We start from the raw sequence: 21504 nt of genomic DNA, 5'->3' as shown, positions 1-21504 counted from the left end.
GCTCCACACCCGTCCCATCCGACTTCACGCGGATCTTAACGTTGTAGTCAACAACCCGCTTTACCGGGACCAGAATCTTCATCGTGGGAGCCTCCTCAGGCAAGCGTGTATGCGGTTTTGACGGAAGTATAGAACTCCGCCGCGTATCGGCCCTGTTCGCGGGGGCCGTATGACGAGCCCTTGCGGCCGCCGAACGGCACATGGAAATCGACGCCGGCGGTCGGCAGGTTGACCATGACCATACCCGCTTCGGAATTGCGCTTGAAATGCGTCGCGTGTTTCAGGCTCGTCGTGGCAATGCCGGAGGAGAGGCCGAAGCTCGTGTCGTTCGCGACGGCGAGCGCCTCGTCGTAGTCCCTGACCCGAATGACGGCGGCCACGGGGCCGAAGATCTCCTCGCGGGCGATGCGCATCTCGTTCGTCGCTTCGGTGAAGAGCGCCGGTTGCAGATAAAAACCGGGTGTCGCGCGTTCGATCCGGTCGCCGCCGAAAGCGAGCTTCGCGCCTTCCCTGCGGCCGATGTCGATATAGTCGATATCCTGCTGTAACTGGCCGGCATCGACGACCGGACCGATATGGGTGCCGCTCTTCAGGGCGTCGTCGACGACAAGTCCTCGCAGACGTTCCGTGAGCGCGGCGACGAAACGGTCATGAATGCCCTCGGTCACGATCAAGCGCGACGAGGCCGTGCAGCGCTGGCCGGTCGAGAAGAAGGAGGAGTTTGCGGCGGCCTCGACGGCAACCGGCAAATCGGCATCGTCGAGAACGACAAACGGGTTCTTGCCGCCCATTTCCAGCTGGTATTTGCGATTATGCTCGACCGAGGACAGCGCCACCCGCCTGCCGGTTCCGACGGAGCCGGTAAAGGTCAGCGCGTTCAGGTCGGCGCTGTCGAGCATCGTCTGGCCGACGATGCTGCCGCGCCCCATCACCAGATTGACGACACCGGCTGGCGCGCCGGCCCGGTTGAGGATGTCGGCCAGCTCCCAGGCACAACCCGGAACCAGATCGGCGGGCTTGAGCACCACCGTGTTTCCATAGGCGAGTGCCGGCGCGATCTTCCAGGCGGGGATGGCGATCGGGAAGTTCCAGGGGGTAATGACGCCGACGACGCCGACTGGCTCGCGGGTGATCTCCACGCCGATATTGGGACGCACGGAGGGTAGCACTTCGCCCGAAAGGCGCAGGACCTCGCCGGCAAAGAAATCGAAGATCTGACCGGCGCGCGTCACTTCGCCGATGGCTTCCGGCAGCGTCTTGCCTTCCTCGCGCGCCAGCAGCCGGCCGAGTTCTTCCTTGCGGGCCATGATCTCGTCGCCGGTCTTTTTCAGCAGCGCGTGCCGCTCGAGGATGGGCGCGCGCGACCAGGCCGGAAAGGCCGCTTTGGCGGCGGCGATGGCGGCACGGGTCTGGTCGGCGCTTGCCCGCGCATATTCGCCGACGATCTCGTTGGTGTTGGAGGGATTGAAGTTCGCCGAAGCGTCGCCGGCGACCCATTCGCCAGCGATCAGGTTCTTGTACAGCATGGGTTCCTCCGTTCAATGCAGTCCGAGATAGGCCTTGCGGACGTCTTCGTTGTCGAGAAGGGCGGCGCTTTCGCCCGACAGATGGATCTTGCCATTGACCATGACGTAAGCGCGCTGCGAGAGCCTCAGCGCATGGTTTGCGTTCTGCTCGACGAGGAAAATCGTCTTGCCCATCGCCGCGATCTCGCTCAGCACTTCGAACACGCGCTTGACGACGAGCGGCGCAAGGCCAAGCGAAGGCTCGTCGAAGAGGATGAGCTCGGGACGTGCCATCATCGCGCGCGCGATGGCCAGCATCTGCTGTTCGCCGCCCGACATGGTGCCGGCCATCTGGTTGCGGCGCTCCTTGAGGCGGGGGAAGAGCTCGAACATGGCGGCGCGGTCCTCGGCGAAATGATCCATGCCGATGGGCGTCGTGCCCATCATCATGTTCTCTTCCACCGTCATCTCCTGATAGATTTGCCGTCCCTCCGGAACAAGCGCGATGCCGCGGCGGGAAATCCTGTTGGTCGGCGCTTGGGAGATGTCTTCGCCGCGATGCAGGATCCTGCCCGACGACGCGCGCGGCGCGCCGAAGATGGACGAAAGCAGCGTCGTCTTGCCAGCGCCGTTCGCGCCGATCAGGCTGACGATTTCGCCTTCATGGATATGGACGTTCACCGCTCGCAAGGCTTCGACAGGCCCGTAATGGGCGTGGACATCGGAGAATTCGAGGAGCGGCACCTTCACGTCCAACGGCTGGCTCATGCCCGCACCTCCTCTTCGCTGACACCCAGATAGGCTGCGACGACGGCGGGATCGTTGGCGACATGGTCCGGTGTTCCATCCGAAATGACCTCGCCGTGGTCGAGAACGACAATATGATTGGAAATGCGCATGACGAGCCCCATGTCGTGTTCGATGACGAGAACCGTCTGGCCGTGTTCCTTGCAGAGCCGCTGGATGACTTCGGCCAGATCCCGCGTCTCGGAGGGGTTGAGACCGGCGGCCGGTTCGTCGAGACAAATCAGCCGCGGGCCGGTGCACATGGCGCGCGCGATTTCCAGCCGCCGCTGCCGGCCATAGGGTAGTTCGCCGGCGAGACGGTTCGCATCGTCGGCGAGGCTCATCTGTTCCAGCCAGTAATAGGCGCGATCGATCGCCTCACGCTCCGCCCGGCGGAACGCCGGAGTGCGCAGGACCCCGCTGAGGATGCCGTTGCGGGTCGCCAGGTGTTGGGCGACGAGGAGGTTCTCGACGACGGACATCTCCCTGAAGAGCCGTATGTTCTGAAAGGTTCGGGCGATGCCGGCGCGGGTCACCAGATGCGAGCCGCCGGTGATCGGCCTTGTGGCGAGGTCGCCGATATCCTGCGCCCCGTCTTTTCCGTTGAGAACGATCCGGCCCTCGCTGGCGCGATAAAAGCCGGTGATGCAGTTGAACATCGTCGTCTTGCCGGCGCCGTTCGGACCGATCAAGGCGGTGACCGCTCCCTTTTCCGCCGAGAAGCTGACATTGCGGTTGGCGACGATGCCGCCGAAGCGCATCGAGACATTCTGGACTTCGAGGATGGCGGCGTTCATCGTCCGGCCTCCAGCTTTGCTTCAACCGGGAAGGCTGCTTCGGCGCCGCTGTCGTCAGTCTTGGCGCTCGGAAAGAACGCCGGGCGTTTGACGCGGACGAGCCCGCGCGGTTTCCAGATCATCATCACCACCATGAGGATGCCGAAAACGAGAACGCGGTATTCGGCGAATTCGCGCAGCATTTCCGGAAGGATGGTGAGGACGAGGGCTGCGAGGATGACGCCGACGGTCGATCCGAGGCCGCCGAGAACGACGATGGCGAGGATCAGCGCCGACTCGAAGAAGGTGAAGGACGTCGGATTGACGAAGCCCTGATGCACGGCAAAGAAAACCCCGGCGAGGCCGCCCGTCGAGGCGCCGAGCATGAAGGCCGTCAATTTCGTGAAGACGTGGTTCACGCCGAGCGAGCGACAGGCGATCTCGTCCTCGCGCAATGCCTCCCACATGCGGCCGAGCGGAATGACGCGCAGCCGCTCCACGACGTAGATCGCAAGGCAAACGACGAGGAACAGGACGAAATAGATGAACCAGAACTTGTAGTCGGCATTGTAGGGGATGCCGAGATAGTCGTGAATCGGCACGCCGCCCTGCCTTGCCGTGCGCGTGAATTCCAGGCCGAGGAAGGTCGGGGCGGGAACCGGAGCGCCGTTGGGGCCGCCGGTGAATTCGAGCCAGTTGTTGAGGACGAGGCGGATGATCTCGCCGAATCCCAGCGTGACGATGGCCAGATAGTCGCCGTGCATTTTCAGGACCGGGAATGCGAGGACCATGCCGAAGAGGCCGGCGAGAAAGGGGGCGATGATCAAGGCGCCCCAGAAGCCGAGACCGAGATATTGCGAACCGAGCGCCAGCAGATAGGCGCCGACCGCATAGAAGGCGACGAAGCCGAGGTCGAGGAGGCCGGCAAGCCCGACGACGATGTTCAGTCCGAGACCGAGCAGGCAGTAGATGAGGGCGAGGATCGCGACGCCGAGGAAATATTTGTCGGCGATGAAAGGCAGGCTGAGCCCTGCGAGGAACAGCACCGCCAGCAGCAGTGCCGGAGATTTTTCCGTGCCGGTCATGACCGTGACGCCGCCACCGCCGCGGGCCATAGATCGGGTCAGCCTTTGTCCGAAGCCGCTCATCCCAGCAAGCGAGATTGCGATCCGTCCGGCGGTGACGGCTCCCGCGAGCAGGACGGCGCGCATCAGTTCGCTGGTGAAGGAAAAGCCGTCAAGAACCAGCCCGGAGATCGGGCCGAACAGAACGAGGCAGACGACGAATGTCAGGAGCGCTTCCCTGAGGAGCGCGAAGAGGCGATTTGACTGCATGATACCGTGCTCCCCCGCTTACACTTTTTGAATTTCCGGGCGGCCGAGAAGGCCGTAGGGACGGAAAAACAGCAGGATGATGAGAAGCGCGAAGGCAAAGACGTCCTTGTAGTCGGTGCTGACATATCCGGCGAACAGCGCTTCGGTAAGGCCGAGCAGAATGCCGCCGAGGACCGCGCCCGGCAGCGAACCGATGCCGCCGAGGACGGCGGCGGTAAAGGCCTTGATGCCCATGACGAAGCCGATGAAGAAATTGAACGAACCGTAGTTGAAGGTCACGAGCGTTCCGCCGACGGCGGCCGTCGCCGCGCCGATCACGAAAACCGTCGAGATGATCCGGTCGGTATTGACGCCGAGGACCGCCGAAATGCGGATGTTCTGCTGCGTCGCCCGGCATTCGCGGCCGATGCGCGTGTAGTTGATGATGTAGGTGAGGATGCCCATGGCGATCAGCGCCGCGAACAGGATGATCGTCTGCATATAGGTGATCTGCGCGAAATGCTGCTCGCCACCGAAGCGGAATGCGCCCTGGATCAGGGTCGGAACACCTTGGTCGCGCGCACCCTGGGCGATCTGGACGTAGCTTTGCAGCATCAGCGAGATGCCGATGGCGGAGATCAGTGGGGCAAGCTTGGTCGAGCCGCGCAGCGGGCGATAGGCCACGCGCTCGATTGTCCAGCCATATACCGCGGTAATGGCGCAGGTGATGACGAGCACGGATATCAGCGCGAACGGCACCGACTGGACGCCGAAGAAGCCGAGCACGGCGAGCGTGATGGCGGCGACATAGGCGGAGACCATGTAGACGTCGCCATGGGCGAAGTTGATCATGCGGATGACGCCATAGACCATGGTGTATCCGACGGCGATCAGCCCGTAGATGGTACCGAGCGTGATCCCGTTGAACAATTGCTGAACCAGGATGTAGAAGTCCATGGCAAATCCCCTTTTTGTTTTTCTGGGCAGGAAAACCAGCCGGGCGATGCCCGGCTGGATGGGAGATGACTGCCTTAGTTGACGAGAGCGGGAGAGCCCTTGTCGTCAAAGTTATAGAAGACGAACTTGAAGTCCTTGATGTCGCCCTTGTCGTCCCAGGTGATCTTGCCGATGGCCGAATCCACGGTGTTGCCGCGGAGATAGCCGGCCTGGGCCTTGAGGTTATCGCCGGCCTTCAGCGCGGCGACGATGGCTTGTGCATTGGCGTAGCCGTAGAGGACATAATTGGCCGGCGTGATGTTGGCCTTCTTCAGCGCATCCTGGACACCCTTGGTGGAGGGATCTTCCAGCGGGTCGGGCGTTGCCGAATAGTAGACGTTTTTCAGGTTCGCCGGGCCGCCGGCGGCGGATACGAGCTCCGCCTGCGCAAACGCATCGCCCGTGACGAAGACGACATCGACACCCTGTTCCTTAAGCTGACGGACAAGCGGCCCACCTTCCGGGATGAGACCACCAAAGTAGACCGCGTTGGCGCCGGAGCTCTTGATCTTGGTGACCAGAGCATTGAAATCGCGCTCGCCGCGGGTCAGGCCTTCATACAGCACGGGCTTGATGCCGCGCGCCTCGATCGTCTTCTTGACGGCATCCACCAGACCCTGGCCATAGGTGTCCTTGTCGTGGATCAGCGCGATCTTGTCACGCTTCAGCGTGTCGAGAATGAAGCTGCCGGCGACGACTGCCTGCTGGTCGTCACGGCCGCAGCCACGAAACAGATTGCTGAAGCCGCGGTCCGTCACGGTCGGGTTGGTCGAGGATGGCGTCATTTCAAGGATGCCGGCGTCGTTGTAGATTTCAGAAGCAGGGATCGTGCTCGACGAGCAGAAGTGGCCGATCACGGCCTGGACCTTGTCCTGGTCGACGAAGCGATTGGCAACGGCAACTGCCTGCTTCGGCTCGCAGGCGTCGTCGCCCTTCACAAGCTCGATCTTCTTGCCGTTGATGCCGCCCGCCGCATTGACGTCATTCACATAGGCCGACACCCCATCGAAGACTTGCTGGCCGAAGGTTGCGTTCGCGCCGGTATAGGGGCCTGCCACGCCGATCTTGATCGTATCGGCGGCAAGGGCGTTGGATAGGATCAGAACGGAGGCGACGGCGGTCGTGGTAAGTAGCTTGGAGATGGATTTCATCGATTTTCCCTCTGGTTGAAACGATTTCACTTCAAGTGGTCCAGATGCGGGTTCGACCCGCATTCGCGTATTATTGGTTTGGTGAAGCCACTAATTTTATTAGATAATTCTTCCCATTCGTAATTGTGTCGGAGGCTGGATTTTGTTGTTTTTGAGCCTCTTTCCAGTTGACACTTATATGATAAGTGACATATACGAAGATCGTCAAGCTAAAATGTTGACGGCACTGCCGGGGAGGTCCGACAATGCTGTTGGCGGCAAGATCGCATCGAAGGCGGCCTGGGTCGGCGGACGGAACATGAAGTGGGGAACAAGACGGTGAACAGCACACCACGAAACTGCCGGGTCGGCGTCGATATCGGCGGCACCTTTACGGATATCGCTCTCGACCTCGACGGGTTGCTTCACTCGACCAAGGTTCTGACGGATTATACGGCGCCCGAGCGCGCTATTCTAAACGGCGTGAAGGTCGTCGCGGAGATGGCCGGCGTCGCGCTTTCGGAGATCGGCATCCTCATTCATGGCACGACGCTTGCCACCAACGCCTTGATCGAAAGGCGCGGCGCCAAGACGGCCTTCGTGACGACCGAGGGTTTCCGGGATGTGCTGGAAATGCGCACCGAGAACCGCTTCGAGCAATATGACCTCAATATCGCGCTGCCTCCCGCTCTCATCGCTCGTGCCGACCGCCTTGTCGTTCGCGAGCGCATCGATGCCTCCGGCAAGGTTCTGCTAGCGCTCGACGAGCCGTCCGTCGCCGCGGTGGTCGAGGCGATCGCGGCAGGGGGATATGAGAGCGTGGCGATCGGTTTCATCCATGCCTATGCGAATGGAGCGCACGAGGTGGCGGTCCGGGACGCGATCCTGAAGCGTCTTCCGAATGTCTCCGTGTCGATCTCGTCGGAAGTCTCACCGCAGATGCGCGAGTTCGAGCGCTTCAATACGGTCTGCGCCAACGCCTATGTAAAACCGGCGATCAAGTCCTATCTCGACCGGCTCGTCGTTTCGCTGAAAGAGATCGGCGTCGCATGTCCGGTGTTCATGATTCACTCCGGCGGCGGCATCGTCTCGGTCGAGAGCGCCTCGGAGTTCCCGGTGCGGCTCGTCGAATCCGGCCCGGCGGGCGGCGCGATTTTCGCGGCCGATATCGCGCGCCGTCATGGCCTCGATACCGTGCTTTCCTTCGACATGGGTGGAACCACCGCCAAGATCTGCCTGATCGAAAATCAGGTGCCGAAGACGGCCAAGACCTTCGAGGTCGCCCGGACCTATCGCTTCCGCAAGGGATCGGGCATGCCGATTTCGATCCCGGTGGTGGAGATGGTCGAGATCGGCGCGGGCGGCGGTTCGATCGCCTCTGTCGACGGTATGCGCCAAATCCGTGTCGGCCCCCATTCGGCCGCCTCCGAGCCCGGTCCCGCCTGCTACCAGCGCGGCGGCAAGAACCCGACGGTGACGGATGCCGACCTCATTCTTGGAAAGCTCGACCCGAATAATTTCGCGGGCGGCGCTATTCCGCTTTCGGTCGACGCAAGCCTGAGGGCGATGAGCGACGACATTGGTTCCGTCATCGGTCTTACTCCGGAAGCTGCGGCCTATGGCACGTGTGAAATGGTCGACGAGAACATGGCCAATGCCGGCCGGGTCCACACGGTCGAGAACGGCAAGAACATATCGGACTTCACGATGATTACCTTCGGCGGCGCCGGCCCGCTGCATGCTGCTCGCCTCTGCGAGAAGATGGGGATTTCGACGTTTCTCGTCCCGCCGGGCGCCGGCGTCGGTTCCGCCATCGGCTTTCTCCGGGCTCCCTTCGGCTATGAGTCGGTGCGCAGCGCCGTCTTCGGTCTTACGGGTTTCGATTTCGCGGAGGCCAACCATCTGCTGGAGGCGATGAAGGCCGAGGCGCTTAGCTTCGTCGAAGGGGGTCTCGACAAGCATGCTCCGTTGATCGAGCGGACATTGTTCATGCGTTACGCCGGCCAGGGCTGGGACATTCCGGTGCCGCTCGATGGCGACCGGTTCGACGGGACGAGCGCCGCGAAGATCGCGGCGTCCTTCCAGGGCGAATATGAGCGCTTCTTCGGGCGCGCCATCGAGGGTCTCGATATCGAAATCGTCAGCTGGTCGGTCAAGGCGAGCTCGCCGCTTCCCCCGGTCGAGCGCGTTGCGTCGGTGGTCGAGGGTGCCGTTGTCGCGCCGGGCAAGAGCCGCCGTCTGTTCGAGGCGTCGCAGGGTGCCTATCTCGACGCGGGAATTCACGAGCGCGGCGATCTGAAGCCCGGAGACGTGGTCAAGGGTCCCGCGGTCATCGTCGAACGCGAGACCTCGGCGGTTCTGACCTCCTCCTTCAAGGCGATCGTCCAGAATGACGGCTGCCTTCTCGTAACCCGGCTTTGAGGATTTTCGAATGAACCAGTCCATGATCGATATCCATATGCAGGTCATGTGGAACCGCCTGATCTCGGTCGTCGAGGAGCAGGCCCAGACATTGATCCGCACCGCCTTCTCCACCTCCGTGCGCGAGGCTGGCGACCTGTCGGCGGGCGTCTTCGATCTCGAAGGCAGGATGCTGGCGCAAGCGGTGACCGGCACGCCGGGCCATGTGAACGCCATGGCCGAATCCGTCGCGCATTTCATCCGTGACATCGGGCCGGACAACATCTTCGAAGGCGACGTCTACATCACCAACGATCCCTGGAAGGGCACCGGCCACCTGCATGACATCACCGTCGTCACGCCGTCCTTTCATCATGGCAGGCTGGTCGGCTATTTCGCCTCGACCGCGCATGTCGTCGATGTCGGCGGGCGCGGCTTCGGGCCGGACGCGCGCGAAGTCTATGAAGAAGGCATCTTCATTCCGATCATGAAGTTCTTCGAGCGCGGCGAGCTGAACCGGACGCTGATCCATATCGTTCGCAACAATGTTCGCGAAAGCGACAAGGTTGTCGGTGACTTCCATGCGCTTGCCGCCTGCAACGAGACCGGCCATCGCCGGCTCATCGACATGCTGACGGAATTCAATCTCGAAGACCTGTCGATGATCGGCGGCTTCATCCTCAAACACAGCCGCGAGGCGACGCTCGAACGGCTGAAAGATCTGCCGCATGGTTCCTGGAGCTATAGTCTCGATCTCGACGGCTATGATGAGCCCGTGCATCTCGCGGCGAAGCTCACCATCGGCCCCGAGGGCGTCGAGGTCGATTTCGACGGCACCTCGGGCATGAGCAAGTTCGGCATCAACGTGCCGCTGGTCTATGCGAAGGCTTACGCCTGCTACGGCATCAAATGCGTCGTGGCCCCGGAAATCCCCAACAACGCCGCCTCCCTGGCGCCCTTCGAGGTCGTCGCGCCGGAAGGCTGCATCCTGAATGCCAAGCGGCCGGCGCCCGTCGCCGTTCGCCACGTACTCGGCCATTTCGTCCCGGATCTGGTGCTTGGCGCCCTGCATCAGGCGCTCCCCGGCCAGGTGCCCGCCGAAGGCGCCAGCGCGCTCTGGAACCTGCATATGAGCGTGCGGCCGATTGCCGACCAGACAAGCGGCAAGGGTGCGGAAATCCTGATGTTCAATTCCGGCGGATCGGGCGCGCGCGCCACGCTCGACGGCCTCAATGCGACGGCCTTCCCGAGCGGCGTGCACACCATGCCGATCGAGGCGACGGAGAATGTGGGGCCGGTCATCATCTGGCGCAAGGAATTGCGCGAAGGCTCCGGCGGGGCAGGAGCACAGCGCGGCGGCCTCGGCCAGATGATCGAAATCGAGGCGGCTGAAGGTTATGGCTTCCGCTTCTCCGCGATGTTCGACCGGCTCAATCACCCGGCGCGCGGACGTGACGGCGGGTTGGAAGGCGCTGCCGGCGGCGTCTCCCTTGACGACGGCACGGTGCTCAAGGGCAAGGGCCTGCAGTTCGTTCCGCAGGGCCGCCGTCTCGTCCTGTCGCTGCCCGGCGGCGGCGGGTACGGCGATCCGGAAAAGCGCCCCGCCGAAGCGGTCGAGCACGATCTCAAGCACGGTTATATCACGAGGGAACAGGCCGGGCTCTATGCCAAGGCGGGAGACAAGGCATGAACATGATCAAATTCGAAAGCGCCCGCGCGGCAACGATCAAGTCGTCACCGTCGATGGCCGTATCCATGGCCGCCAAGGCGATGCGGGCCAAGGGGGAGCATGTCGTCGATCTTTCCCTGGGCGAGCCGGACTTCGACACGCCTTCCCATGTCGTCGAAGCGGCCATCGAAGCCATGCGGAAGGGTCTGACACGCTATACGGCGCCCGACGGGCTGCCTGAACTGCGCGATGCGATCGTTGCCAAATTCAAGCGCGAGAACGGCCTCGATTATGCCGTCGACGAGATTTCCATCGGCAACGGCGCCAAGCAGATCCTTTTCAACGCGTTCCTCGGCACCCTGGAGCCGGGCGACGAGGTGGTCGTGCCGGCGCCTTACTGGGTGTCCTATACGGATATCGTCATTCTGCACGGCGGCGTGCCGAAAATCGTCTCCTGCGGTGTCGAGGAAGCCTTCAAGATCACGCCTGAGCGGCTGGAGGCGGCCATCACGCCGCGCACGCGCTGGTTCCTGTTCAACTCGCCGTCCAATCCGACAGGGGCGATCTACACCGCCGATGAGCTGAAAGCGCTCGGTGAGGTTCTGGCGCGCCACCCGCGCGTCGCGATCATGTCCGACGAGATCTACGAGCATATCATCTGCGGCGATGTGCCCTTCACCTCGTTCGCCGTCGCATGCCCTGATCTGAAGGACCGGACCCTGATCATCAACGGCGTATCCAAGGCCTATGCGATGACCGGCTGGCGGCTCGGCTACGCCGCCGGGCCGAAGGATCTCACCAAGGTGCTGAACAAGCTTCAGTCCCAGAGCACGACATGCCCGTCCTCGATCACGCAGTTCGCCGCCGCGGCGGCGCTGAACGGTCCGCAGGATTTCGTCGCCAGGGCGGTCGCCGAGTTCAAGGCACGCGGCGAGCTTGTCGCCAAGGGCTTCGCCGCTATCCCGGGACTGGAGGTCCGCGCCCCCGAGGGAGCCTTCTATCTGTTCCCGAAATGCGCCGGCTATATCGGCCGGACCACGCCGGAGGGCGTCCGGATTGCCAACGACACGGAGCTTGCGTCCTATTTGCTCAAGGAGGGCAAGGTCGCCACCGTGCCGGGCGTCGCTTTCGGCGTCGAGCCCTATATCCGGCTCTCCTTCGCGACATCCCGCGAGAACCTCGCCACCGCCATCGAGCGTACCGCCGATGCGCTGACCAAACTCCGCTAATCAGGACGATTTCCATGACCGATTATCAGCGCACGCTTCTGACCGGCGCCGCAGGCGCGCTTGGCACCCAGCTCCGCAAATCCGGCACCAGGCTTGGCGGGATCGTTCGGCTTTCCGCGCGCCAGCCCTGCGAGAATCTCGCGCCGCATGAAGAGGATGTTCCGGCCGATCTCTCGGACTTCGACTCGGTTTCGAAGGCGGTGGAAGGCTGCGATGCCATCATTCACATGGGAGGGCAGGGGCTCGAGGCTCCCTGGAAGACCATTCTCGATGCCAATATCGTCGGCGGCTACAATATCTACGAGGCGGCGCGGCAGCACGGCGTCAAGCGCATCGTCTATGCCAGCTCGGTTCACGCCATCGGCTACTACGAGCGGACCGAGACCATCGACGGCAATGTGCCGACCCGGCCGGACAGCCTCTACGGCGTGTCGAAGACCTTCGTCGAAAATCTCGGCCGGTACTATTTCGACAAGTTCGGCATCGAAACGGTAAGCCTGCGCATCGGTTCGTCCTTCCCCGAGCCTACCGATCGCCGGCATCTCATCACCTGGCTGTCCTATCGCGATTGCCGCCAGCTCGTCGAAAAGAGCCTTTCGGCCGAGCGCGTCGGCTTCATGGTCGCCTACGGCATGTCGAACAACAGCCGCGCCTTCTGGGACAACCGCACCGCCGCTTCTCTCGGCTACAAGCCGCAGGACAGTGCCGACGACTATGTGGAAAAGGTGTTCGCGAAGACGAAGCAGGGCGATCCGAACGATCCGGCCGTGCGCTTTCAGGGCGGCAGTTTTACCGCCGTGGGTCACTTTGAAGACGAGAACAAGTGAGGCGCGATCATGCAGGCTTCCAAGGCATCCTACGACGTGGTCATCGTCGGCGGCGCTGTCGTCGGCAGTTCGACCGCCTATTTTCTCGCGACCAACCCCGACTTTAACGGTTCGGTCCTCGTGATCGAGAAGGACTGGACCTACCAGCGTTCGGCGACGGCGCTGTCCTCCAGCTCCATCCGCCACCAGTTCTCGAATGCGATCAACGTTAGGGTTTCGCAGTTCGGAACGGAGTTCATCCGCAACTTCAAGGAAAATGTCGCGGTCGACGACGATACGCCGGAGATCGGCTTCCATGAGGCCGGCTATCTCTTTCTTGCCGACGACGAGCGCGGCGAGCAGGTCTTGAGGCGCAATCACGAAACGCAGATTTCCTGCGGCGCCGATGTGACGCTGCTGGATAGCGAAGGTCTCGGCCGCCGGTTCCCCTGGCTGAATGTCGAGGGGCTGACGCTCGGCAGTACCGGGGAGCGCGGCGAGGGCTGGTTCGACAGCGTCGGACTGCTGCAGGGCTTCCGCAAGAAGGCGCGTTCGCTTGGCGTCGAATATATCGAGGATGAGGTCGTCGCGGTCAACCGGGAGGGCGATCGCGTCGTCTCCGTCACCACGAAGAATGGCCAGACGATCGCCTGTGGAACCCTGGTCAATACCTCCGGGACCAACGGCAAGAAGGTCGCCGGAATGGCCGGTCTCGATATTCCGATCGAACCGCGCCGCCGTTCGTTGTTCGTGGTGGATTGCCGAACGCCTCTGGAAGGCAAGGTCGGGCTTACCATCGATCCCACCGGCGTGTTCTTCCGTCCGGAAGGCAAATTCTACCTGATGGGCACCTATCCCAAGCATGATCCCGAAGTGGACCCGAACGACTTCGACGTGATGCATCAGGAATTCGAGGAGGAGATCTGGCCGATCCTCGCAAATCGCGTTCCCGCCTTCGAGGCGATCAAGGTGGTCAATTCCTGGGCCGGTCACTACGACTACTGCACGCTCGACCACAATGTCGTCCTCGGTCCGCACACGCAGGTTCGGAATTTCCTCTTCGCGAACGGATTTTCCGGTCACGGGCTGCAACAGTCGCCCGCCATGGGCCGCGGTCTTTCCGAGCTCATCGCCCATGGCGGCTTCAGGACGCTCGATCTTTCGCCGTTCGGCTACGAGCGGGTGGTGGCGAACCGCCCCTTCCTCGAAGACGCCGTCATCTAACAAACAGCACAGGGGCATTCCATGACGAACGAAACTTCAAAGCGCAGCGGCGGCCAGGTGCTTGTCGACGCCCTGCGCATCCATGGCGTCGACCGCGTGTTCGGGGTGCCGGGCGAAAGCTACCTCGCCGCGCTGGACGCCTTCCACGATGCCGAAAACGCCATCGAATTCGTCATCTGCCGGCAGGAGGGCGGCGCCGCCTATATGGCGGAAGCATACGGAAAGCTCACCGGTAAGCCCGGCATCTGCTTCGTCACCCGCGGGCCGGGCGCGACGAATGCTTCTGTCGGCGTGCACACCGCCTTCCAGGATTCGACGCCGATGATCCTGTTCATCGGCCAGGTGGCGCGCGACCAGATGGAGCGCGAGGCTTTTCAGGAAATCGACTATCGCCGGATGTTCGGCCAGATGGCCAAATGGGTCGTCGAAATCGAGGATGCCGCCCGCATTCCCGAACTGATCAGCCAGGCTTTCCACCGGGCCGTCAACGGCCGGCCGGGGCCGGTGGTCGTGGCTTTGCCGGAGGACATGCTGACCGATTTGGTTGATGTCGCTGACACGCCGCCCTACAAGCGCGTCGAAGCCTATGCGGGCGAGCCGCAGCTCGAGCAGCTGCTCGCTCTTCTGGCCGACGCCAAACGCCCCATGGTCGTCGCCGGCGGCGGCGGCTGGACGCAGCAGGCCGTTTCAGACCTCAGGCGCTTCTCGGAGGCGTTCGGCCTGCCGGTCGCGGCCTCGTTCCGCTGCCAGGATCTTTTCGACAATACCCACGAAAACTACGCCGGCGATCTCGGCCTGGCGGCGGGGCCGAAGCTGATCCAGCATATCAGGGATAGCGACCTGCTGATCTCGATCGGCGCCCGTCTCGGCGAGATGACGACCGGCGCCTATACGCTGATCGATATCCCGGTGCCGAAGCAGACGCTCGTGCACATCCATCCGGGCGCCGAGGAACTCGGCCGGGTCTATCACGCCGCCCTGCCGATCAATGCCAGCGTCGCGGGTTTCCTGTCGCAAGCGGCCAGGCTGAAGCCGTCGGTCGAGCCGGCGTGGAAGGACTGGACGCAGGCGGCGCATGCCGACTATCTGGAAAACCTGAAGCATCCCCGCGTCCCCGGTGACGTGCAGATGGGCGACATCATGGAATGGCTGCGTGGTCATCTGAAGCCGGACGCCATCCTGACCACCGGCGCCGGCAACTATTCCGCCTGGGCGCATCGTTTCTACCAGTATCGCACGTTCCGCACGCAGCTCGGCCCGACCAACGGATCGATGGGCTATGGTGTTCCGGGAGCGATCGCCGCGAAGATCACCGACCCCTCGCGGACGGTGGTGGCTTTCGCCGGCGACGGGTGCTTCCTCATGAACGGGCAGGAGCTGGCGACGGCGATGCAGTATGATGCGCGCGTCATTTTCCTGGTGATCAACAACGGCATGTACGGCACGATCCGCATGCACCAGGAGCGCAATTATCCGGGGCGCGTTTCCGGGACGCGGCTGACGAACCCCGATTTTGCGTCGCTCGCGCGGTCCTACGGCCTGCACGGCGAAACCGTGGTGAAGACGGACGAGTTCATGGGCGCCTTCGAGCGCTGCGAGGCATCCGGAAAGCCCGGTCTCATCGAAATCCGGATCGATCCCGAGGCGCTCACGCCGAAGATGAGCCTCACGCAAATCCGCGAGCAGGCGGTCGCCCAAGGCAAGTGATCGCAATCGGCGCCGTCCGGCCCGGGCGGCGCGGCGTCGAAACGGTCTTCGGCCCTATTCCACGGTCTCGCTGCTTGCCGGTTCGTCGAGCATCGCGCGATAGCGGTTGAGGCTTTCCTCGAGATGGGCCGCAAGGGCGCTTTTCGCGGCCTTCGCATCGCCCTGCGTTATCGCGGCGAGGATGGCGGCGTGCTCCTTGTTGATCTTCTTCAGGTAACTGTTGTAGGCGCGTGCCGACTGGCGGTGCTTCAACACGAGATCGAAGTTGATGCTTTCGATCACCGCTTCGAGAAAGCTCGGGAAATGCGGATTGCGCGTGGCGCGGGCGATGGCAAGATGAAACTCGAAATCCGCGCGCGCCTCGATTTCCGCGTCGTCGGTCTGGAGCGCCTCAAGCGCATCGTAGGCACGGGCTATTCCCGCCAGCGCCTCCGGCGTGCGCCGCGTGGCGGCCAGCGCGACGGACTGCATCTCGACGCCGAGCCTCAGTTCGAGGATCTGCATGGCGGAGCGGATATCCTCGATGCGGCTGATCTCGAAATTCAGGGTTTTCGCGTCCTTCTCGGTGACGTAGACCCCGGCACCCTGACGGGTCGTCACCCGTCCGCCGACCTTCAGCGATGTCAGGGCCTCGCGGATCACGGTCCGGGACACGCCGAATTCCTCGCACAACTGCGCGCTTGACGGTATCTTCTCGCCGGGCGCATAAAGTCCGGAGTCGATCCGTTCGCTGAGTTTCGCAACTACGATTTCCGCAAGATTTCCGCGTTGCGTGATGATCGACAACTGACTGCTCCGATTCGTCTGATCAAGCATATTTAACACATATCACATATCATGCCACCCGCCCGTTGAGGCCGCCGCCGGCCTGGTCGGAACTCAGTTCGTTGATGATCTGGATCGGATGCGGGATTGTTCTGCGATCGATTTCCTTGACCTGGGATCGGCACGAATAGCCCGTCGCCATGACAATATCCTGCTTGCCGGCCGATGCGAGCGGGCTGGCCCAGCTCATCGCATAAAGCTGTTCGGACAGGGCGCGATTGCGCACCTCATGGCCGAAGGTGCCGGCCATGCCGCAGCAGCCGGCATCCGCGACCTGCAGGTCGATGCCGAGCGCCCTGAACACCGCTTTCCACTGACCGGTCGCTGCGGGAGCGTTCGTCCGCTCGGTACAGTGCGGCATCAGCCGGAACGTCTTGTTCGATGCTTCCGGGCTTTTGCCCGCGATCCGTCCGAGATTGGCGGCAATCCATTCCTGGGGCAGCAGAACGGACGCGGCAAGCCGCGCCTCGGGCACCTCTTTATATTCGCTGCGATAAGCGAGCGTCATCGACGGATCGAGCCCGACAAGCGATACGCCGGTGTCGGCCAGGCGTTGCAGCGACGTCGCGGCCTTGGCGGCCGCTGTCGCGAAATGGTCGAGATAGCCATGGACATGCAGCGCCTTGCCGTTTGTGAGCGGCGGGGCGAGGAAGGGTGAAAGCCCCATCTTGCGGGCGAGCTCAACGGCGGCAAGAACGACTTCGGGATCGAAGTGGGCGGTGAAGGTATCGGGGACAAAGACGACGGTTCTTGCCCGTTCGGCGGCCGGTAACGCTCCGATCAGGCCGACGTCGGCGATCTCCACGCCAAGCCGGGCTGCTTGCCGCGCCAGGGAACGGCGCGGCAGCAGGGGCAGGGCCGTCAGTCCGGCAAGGCCGGTCAGCCGTCTTCCGGCTGCCGTGCCGGCGAAGAGATTGTAGACCGGCCTTATCCGGGCCATCCAGGGCAATGTGGTCTCGATGGCGGCAACCAGCGGATCCTTCAGCGGCCGCAGGTAGCGGCCGTGATAGAGCTGCAGGAATTTCGACCGAAAGGCCGGAACGCTGACCTTGACCGGACATTGTCCGGCACAAGCCTTGCAGGCAAGGCAGGTGTCCATGGCCTCGCGCACCTCATGGGAAAAGTCCGTTCGGTTTCGGGGGTTCAGCGAGTTGAAGGCGCGGCGGACAAGATCGATCGCCGGATTGACCCGGCGCAGCCCCTCCGCTTCCCGGCGGGGATCGATACCCCGATCGGCGAGCAGCCGCAGCCACTCCCGCATCAGCATGGCGCGGCCCTTCGGCGAGAAGCGACGATCGCGGGTTGCCTTGTAGGAGGGACACATGGGGCTTGTCGCATCGAAATCGAAGCAGGCGCCATTGCCGTTGCAATAGGCGGCATTGTCGAAGGCGGCGCGGATATCGTTGCCGATGATACGGTCGACATCGCCCCGTAGCGGCACCTCGTCGATCTTGAGGAGGCGTCCGTCGTCCGGAGCTGCAATTTTCCCGGGGTTCAGGCGATTGTCCGGATCGAAGGCCTTCTTGATCTCCTGCAGGCTGGGATAGAGATCGCCGAAGAATTCCGGCACATATTCCGAGCGTACGCCCTTGCCGTGTTCTCCCCAGAGCACCCCGCCATATTTGCGGGTGAGGGCGACCACGGCGTCACTGATGCCGCGGATCAGCGGAACATGGTCCTTGCGCGTGAGGTCAAGCGCCGGCCGGACATGCAGCACGCCGGCGTCGACATGCCCGAACATGCCGTAGGACACGCCGGCCGTGTCGAGCAGGGTGCGGAACTCGCGAATATAGGCGGCGAGATTTTCCGGGGGAACGGCCGTGTCCTCGACAAAGGCGACGGGACGCACAGGCCCCTCCACATTGCCGAGCAGGCCGACGGCGCGCTTGCGCATCGACCAGATGGCCTCGACTTCGGCATGGCCGCGGGTGATCGTGTAGCCACGGTGGCGAACGGGTGCGGCGCCGTCGAGGGCGGACGTCACCTCGTCCAGCTTGCGCGCCAGCTCGCCCTCGTCGTCGGCCAGGACCTCGGCGATGTTGATGCCATTGGTCGGTCCGTCGTCATCGGGAAAGAAACGGGCGATGCCGTTCCAGACGATGTCGCCCTTGGCAAGGCCGAGCACCTTCTCGTCGATCGTCTCCACCGACGCGACCTTGAGCGCCGTCAGCGTCCTGGCATCCTCCAGCGCCGTGTTGAAGTCGCCGTAGCGGATGTTGATAAGGGCGGCATGCCTGGGGATGGGCAGGAGGTTGAGCTCCACCTCGGCGATCACGGCGAGCGTTCCCTCGGAACCGCAAAGGACGGCGTTGAGATCGAAGTATCCGTCGGGCCGGCGGATATGGGCGAGATCATAGCCGGTCATGTAGCGGTTGAGCTGAGGGAAGACCTCGGCAATCCGCTCCGCCTTGTCCCTGGCAATCCGGTCGACGGTCCTGTGGATCTCGCCGATGCGATCCCGGCGCGCCGAGATTTCGGCAAGCGCCTGCGCGTCGAGCGGCCGCGACCACCAGTCCGTCCCGTCCGCAAGCACGATGCGCAGGCCAAGCACATGGTTGCTGGTCTTGCCGTAGAGACAGGAACCCTGGCCGCAGGCGTCGGTCGAGACCATGCCGCCGATGGTGGCGCGGTTGGAGGTCGAAAGTTCCGGCGCGAAAAACAGGCCGTAAGGCTTCAGCGCCCGATTCAACTGATCCTTGACGACGCCGGCCTCGACGCGGGCGATCCGACGCACCGGGTCGATCTCGAGAATCCGGCTCATGTGCCGTGAACAGTCGACGACGACGCCTGGCGTCAGCGATTGCCCGTTCGTGCCGGTGCCGCCGCCGCGCGCCACGACGGGCAAGCCCTTGAAAGCCGGTTCGCCGAGGATCTTCGCGACGATCTTCAGGTCATCGATATCCTTTGGAAAGACAATTCCGGCGGGCTCGGCCTGATAAATGGAATTGTCGGTCGCAAGCACCGTCCGTGCGCCGGCGCTCGCCCCGATATCGCCGCCGAAGCCGGCCTCGACGAGGCGTTCGAAGAAGCTGGCGGGGGCGGGGGTGAAGTTCGTGTGGAGGCGCGGAATCATCGGGAGGCCTTCAGAAAGCACTTGAGCTTTGGCAAAGTTGGCATATAAGTGATAACATACAAATGTGATGGCGCAATCGAAAATAACGAGGTGGAACTTGAAGAACCAGACTGCAATCATCGTCGGCGGCGCTTCCGGGCTGGGATTGACGACGGCGAAGCTGATGATCGCGCATGGAGCGACGAAGATAGGTCTTGTCGACCGCAACGAGCAACTGCTCGCCACGGCCGCCGACGCCCTGCGCGCGCTTGGCGCGGAGGTGGCGACATCGGTTGCCGACATTTCCCGGGCGGAAACCGCGCATCGCGGATTCAACGAGATCGCGGAAAAGCTCGGCCGGATCCATGTGCTCGTGAACAGCGCCGCGATCTACCCGCGGCGGCCGATTCTCGAAATCACCGACGAGGAATGGGATCTCGAGACTGCCATCAACGTCAAGGGCACCTATCATATGATGGTGGCCGCCGTTCTTCACATGCGCCAGCATGTCAATGCTCCCGAGGTGACCGGCCGCATCGTCAACGTCACCTCGGTCGATGCCTTCAAGGCGCATCCGCAGAATGCCCATTATGCCGCCACCAAGGCGGCGGTCGTCAGCCTGACCAAATCCTTCGCGCAGGAATGCGCCAAGGACCAGATCCTCGTCAATTCGGTCGCGCCGGCCGGTTTCGCGACCGATCGCGCCAAGGAACTCGGCTTCCTGCCGGAGCTTGCCAAGGCCAGCGCGCTCGGCCGCGCGGCCGAGCCGGTCGAAATGGCCGAATGGATCGTCATGATGGCATCGAGCCGCAACACCTATGCGACCGGCGAAAACGTGGTCATCAGCGGGGGCTACATCTATGTCTGACGCCTATCGCACCGCAGTCGTCACGGGAGCGACGAGCGGTATCGGCAAGGCGATCGTCCTGGCTCTCCGGCAACGGGGGTTCGCGGTCTACGCCGTCGGTCGCAATGAAGATGTGCTCAAGCAACTCTGCGAGACCAGCGGTGCGGTCCCGATCAAGGCGGATGTGCGCGATACGCGAGGGATCGCCGACGCGCTGCATGGGGTCGAGGTCGACATCCTCATCAACAATGCAGGCATCCTGTCGACCCGCGCGACCTTCCATGAGATCGATCCGGACGAGATCGATGCCATGATCGACGTCAACCTGAAAGCGCCGATGCATCTGACGAGAGCGGTTCTGCCGGGCATGGTGGGACGCAAGCGTGGTCATTTGATCTTCATCGGCTCCGTCGCAGGGCGGGCCGCCTTCCCGAATTCGTCGGCCTATGGTGCCTCCAAGGCCGGATTGAGCCTGTTCTGCGACAATCTTCGTCTTGATCTGCTTGGGACATCGGTGCGCGTGAGCGAGATTGTTCCCGGACGTGTGGAGACCTCGCTTTACCGGACTTCCATCCCGGATGGCCAGGCGAATGCCGTGCTTTACGACGGCTATCGCTCCATTCAGCCCGAGAATATCGCCCGCGTGGTTGAGAATATCATCGACCTGCCGGTCTTTGTCGACGTCTCGCGTGTCGAGGTCTATCCGACGGATCAGGCGGCGGGCGGCGGAACCATGGTCAAATTCCAGCAGTAAGAAGCCGAGATATCTCCCCTGATATCTGCTGCTGAGTGACCGATGGCAGGCATCGCTGCAAAGCTTTCGTATCATCAGGAGAGGCCCGCTTCCTCCGCGGATGGTGCTCCCGTCGCCTGACCTTCGCGATTTCGTGCGAGCAATGCGCGCTTGGCTTCGTGTCGCCCACGGGGTTGAAAGTTGCTGCCTGTTTCATGCTCCGAGCCCGGAATAGGCCCCGGGCTGCTTTCGCATTCGCCTGTCGGCCATCGGAGTTTCACTTTTCGGCCCATCTGATGATGATTTCATTCATCCGGAATACAGATGGAATCAGTCATCTTGTCCTGGTCGAGCACAATTCTTAATCGGCGGCCTCTGAAAATCTGGTCTTCTATTGGATTGAAGCTAAATATGATCGTGGTTGTCTTGCGTCAGCCGCTCGGCGATCTCATCATGGCGGCAATGCGTCTCTTCGCAGGTGTCGGATTATTTCATGTAAACACCAG

16 protein-coding genes and 1 pseudogene are annotated in these 21504 nt (G+C 62.7%); 8 read left to right on the top strand and 9 right to left on the bottom strand.

The features are described 5' to 3' along the window. From FHX11_RS27035 to FHX11_RS27005, 7 genes and pseudogenes are all read right to left on the bottom strand, one after another. Positions 1–82 (bottom strand): annotated as a pseudogene (locus tag FHX11_RS27035) (electron transfer flavoprotein subunit beta/FixA family protein); the annotation flags it as partial. A 13-nt stretch (positions 83–95) separates the two neighbouring features. Continuing rightward, positions 96–1526 carry an aldehyde dehydrogenase family protein gene (locus FHX11_RS27030; RefSeq protein ID WP_184363559.1) on the bottom strand — a complete coding sequence of 477 codons (1431 nt, stop codon included), beginning with the start codon at positions 1524–1526 and terminating at the stop codon, positions 96–98. 12 nt (positions 1527–1538) lie between these two features. Then, the gene (locus FHX11_RS27025; protein ID WP_184363557.1) at positions 1539–2273 is read right to left on the bottom strand and encodes an ABC transporter ATP-binding protein; all 735 of its coding nucleotides are present in this window, start codon (positions 2271–2273) and stop codon (positions 1539–1541) included. Then, positions 2270–3088, bottom strand: a complete 819-nt coding sequence (locus FHX11_RS27020; RefSeq protein WP_184363555.1) for an ATP-binding cassette domain-containing protein — start codon at positions 3086–3088, stop codon at positions 2270–2272. The genes FHX11_RS27025 and FHX11_RS27020 overlap by 4 nt, the downstream gene beginning before the upstream one ends. Next, positions 3085–4401, bottom strand: coding sequence for a high-affinity branched-chain amino acid ABC transporter permease LivM (gene livM, locus FHX11_RS27015; protein WP_184363553.1), 1317 nt, complete (start codon positions 4399–4401; stop codon positions 3085–3087). Before livM ends, FHX11_RS27020 begins: the two co-directional genes overlap by 4 nt. Positions 4402–4419: 18 nt before the next feature. Then, positions 4420–5337: a branched-chain amino acid ABC transporter permease LivH gene (locus tag FHX11_RS27010; protein ID WP_184363551.1), complete on the bottom strand. Its 918-nt coding sequence runs from the start codon at positions 5335–5337 to the stop codon at positions 4420–4422. A 74-nt stretch (positions 5338–5411) separates the two neighbouring features. Next, positions 5412–6527, bottom strand: a complete 1116-nt coding sequence (locus FHX11_RS27005; protein ID WP_184363549.1) for an ABC transporter substrate-binding protein — start codon at positions 6525–6527, stop codon at positions 5412–5414. A gap of 318 nt (positions 6528–6845) precedes the next feature. On the opposite strand from FHX11_RS27005, the gene FHX11_RS27000 reads away from it, so the two are divergent. From FHX11_RS27000 to FHX11_RS26975, 6 genes are read left to right on the top strand one after another with little or no spacing between them, the layout of a single operon-like run. Then, positions 6846–8927, top strand: a complete 2082-nt coding sequence (locus FHX11_RS27000) for a hydantoinase/oxoprolinase family protein (protein ID WP_184363547.1) — start codon at positions 6846–6848, stop codon at positions 8925–8927. 10 nt (positions 8928–8937) lie between these two features. After that, on the top strand, positions 8938–10596 hold the full coding sequence (locus tag FHX11_RS26995) for a hydantoinase B/oxoprolinase family protein (protein ID WP_184363545.1): 1659 nt from the start codon (positions 8938–8940) through the stop codon (positions 10594–10596). Further along, entirely contained in the window at positions 10593–11804 is a 1212-nt protein-coding gene (locus FHX11_RS26990) for a pyridoxal phosphate-dependent aminotransferase (protein WP_184363543.1), read from the top strand. Before FHX11_RS26995 ends, FHX11_RS26990 begins: the two co-directional genes overlap by 4 nt. Positions 11805–11818: 14 nt before the next feature. Continuing rightward, positions 11819–12631 (top strand): NAD(P)-dependent oxidoreductase, encoded by an 813-nt coding sequence (locus FHX11_RS26985; RefSeq protein ID WP_184363541.1) that lies wholly within the window; start codon positions 11819–11821, stop codon positions 12629–12631. 9 nt (positions 12632–12640) lie between these two features. Continuing rightward, positions 12641–13834 carry an FAD-binding oxidoreductase gene (locus FHX11_RS26980; RefSeq protein WP_184363539.1) on the top strand — a complete coding sequence of 398 codons (1194 nt, stop codon included), beginning with the start codon at positions 12641–12643 and terminating at the stop codon, positions 13832–13834. Between the two features lie 21 nt (positions 13835–13855). Beyond that, positions 13856–15541 (top strand): thiamine pyrophosphate-binding protein, encoded by a 1686-nt coding sequence (locus FHX11_RS26975; RefSeq protein ID WP_184363537.1) that lies wholly within the window; start codon positions 13856–13858, stop codon positions 15539–15541. A gap of 54 nt (positions 15542–15595) precedes the next feature. Here FHX11_RS26975 and FHX11_RS26970 read toward each other — a convergent pair whose 3' ends face one another. Beyond that, the gene (locus FHX11_RS26970) at positions 15596–16327 is read right to left on the bottom strand and encodes a FadR/GntR family transcriptional regulator (protein ID WP_184363535.1); all 732 of its coding nucleotides are present in this window, start codon (positions 16325–16327) and stop codon (positions 15596–15598) included. Positions 16328–16376: 49 nt separating this feature from the next. Then, positions 16377–19439, bottom strand: coding sequence for an FAD-binding and (Fe-S)-binding domain-containing protein (locus FHX11_RS26965; protein ID WP_184363533.1), 3063 nt, complete (start codon positions 19437–19439; stop codon positions 16377–16379). Positions 19440–19536: 97 nt separating this feature from the next. On the opposite strand from FHX11_RS26965, the gene FHX11_RS26960 reads away from it, so the two are divergent. Both FHX11_RS26960 and FHX11_RS26955 read left to right on the top strand, forming a co-directional pair. After that, positions 19537–20286, top strand: coding sequence for an SDR family oxidoreductase (locus FHX11_RS26960; protein ID WP_184363531.1), 750 nt, complete (start codon positions 19537–19539; stop codon positions 20284–20286). After that, a complete protein-coding gene (locus FHX11_RS26955) occupies positions 20279–21019 on the top strand; it encodes an SDR family oxidoreductase (protein WP_184363529.1) in 741 nt (246 codons plus the stop codon). Before FHX11_RS26960 ends, FHX11_RS26955 begins: the two co-directional genes overlap by 8 nt. Positions 21020–21504: the final 485 nt, after the last annotated feature.

The sequence above is a fragment of the Rhizobium sp. BK602 genome, from assembly GCF_014195095.1.
GTDB lineage: Bacteria > Pseudomonadota > Alphaproteobacteria > Rhizobiales > Rhizobiaceae > Rhizobium.
The sequence above is the reverse complement of the archived record's forward strand: the minus strand, read 5'-3'. Positions and strand labels throughout refer to the sequence as shown.

Bases quoted from the DNA above. Each gene is read 5' to 3' on its own strand.
- FHX11_RS27030 (WP_184363559.1), bottom strand. From the start codon at position 1,526: ATGCTGTACAAGAACCTGATCGCTGGCGAATGGGTCGCCGGCGACGCT.
- FHX11_RS27025 (WP_184363557.1), bottom strand. From the start codon at position 2,273: ATGAGCCAGCCGTTGGACGTGAAGGTGCCGCTCCTCGAATTCTCCGAT.
- FHX11_RS27020 (WP_184363555.1), bottom strand. From the start codon at position 3,088: ATGAACGCCGCCATCCTCGAAGTCCAGAATGTCTCGATGCGCTTCGGC.
- livM (WP_184363553.1), bottom strand. From the start codon at position 4,401: ATGCAGTCAAATCGCCTCTTCGCGCTCCTCAGGGAAGCGCTCCTGACA.
- FHX11_RS27010 (WP_184363551.1), bottom strand. From the start codon at position 5,337: ATGGACTTCTACATCCTGGTTCAGCAATTGTTCAACGGGATCACGCTC.
- FHX11_RS27005 (WP_184363549.1), bottom strand. From the start codon at position 6,527: ATGAAATCCATCTCCAAGCTACTTACCACGACCGCCGTCGCCTCCGTT.
- FHX11_RS26995 (WP_184363545.1), top strand. From the start codon at position 8,938: ATGAACCAGTCCATGATCGATATCCATATGCAGGTCATGTGGAACCGC.
- FHX11_RS26990 (WP_184363543.1), top strand. From the start codon at position 10,593: ATGAACATGATCAAATTCGAAAGCGCCCGCGCGGCAACGATCAAGTCG.
- FHX11_RS26985 (WP_184363541.1), top strand. From the start codon at position 11,819: ATGACCGATTATCAGCGCACGCTTCTGACCGGCGCCGCAGGCGCGCTT.
- FHX11_RS26980 (WP_184363539.1), top strand. From the start codon at position 12,641: ATGCAGGCTTCCAAGGCATCCTACGACGTGGTCATCGTCGGCGGCGCT.
- FHX11_RS26975 (WP_184363537.1), top strand. From the start codon at position 13,856: ATGACGAACGAAACTTCAAAGCGCAGCGGCGGCCAGGTGCTTGTCGAC.
- FHX11_RS26965 (WP_184363533.1), bottom strand. From the start codon at position 19,439: ATGATTCCGCGCCTCCACACGAACTTCACCCCCGCCCCCGCCAGCTTC.
- FHX11_RS26955 (WP_184363529.1), top strand. From the start codon at position 20,279: ATGTCTGACGCCTATCGCACCGCAGTCGTCACGGGAGCGACGAGCGGT.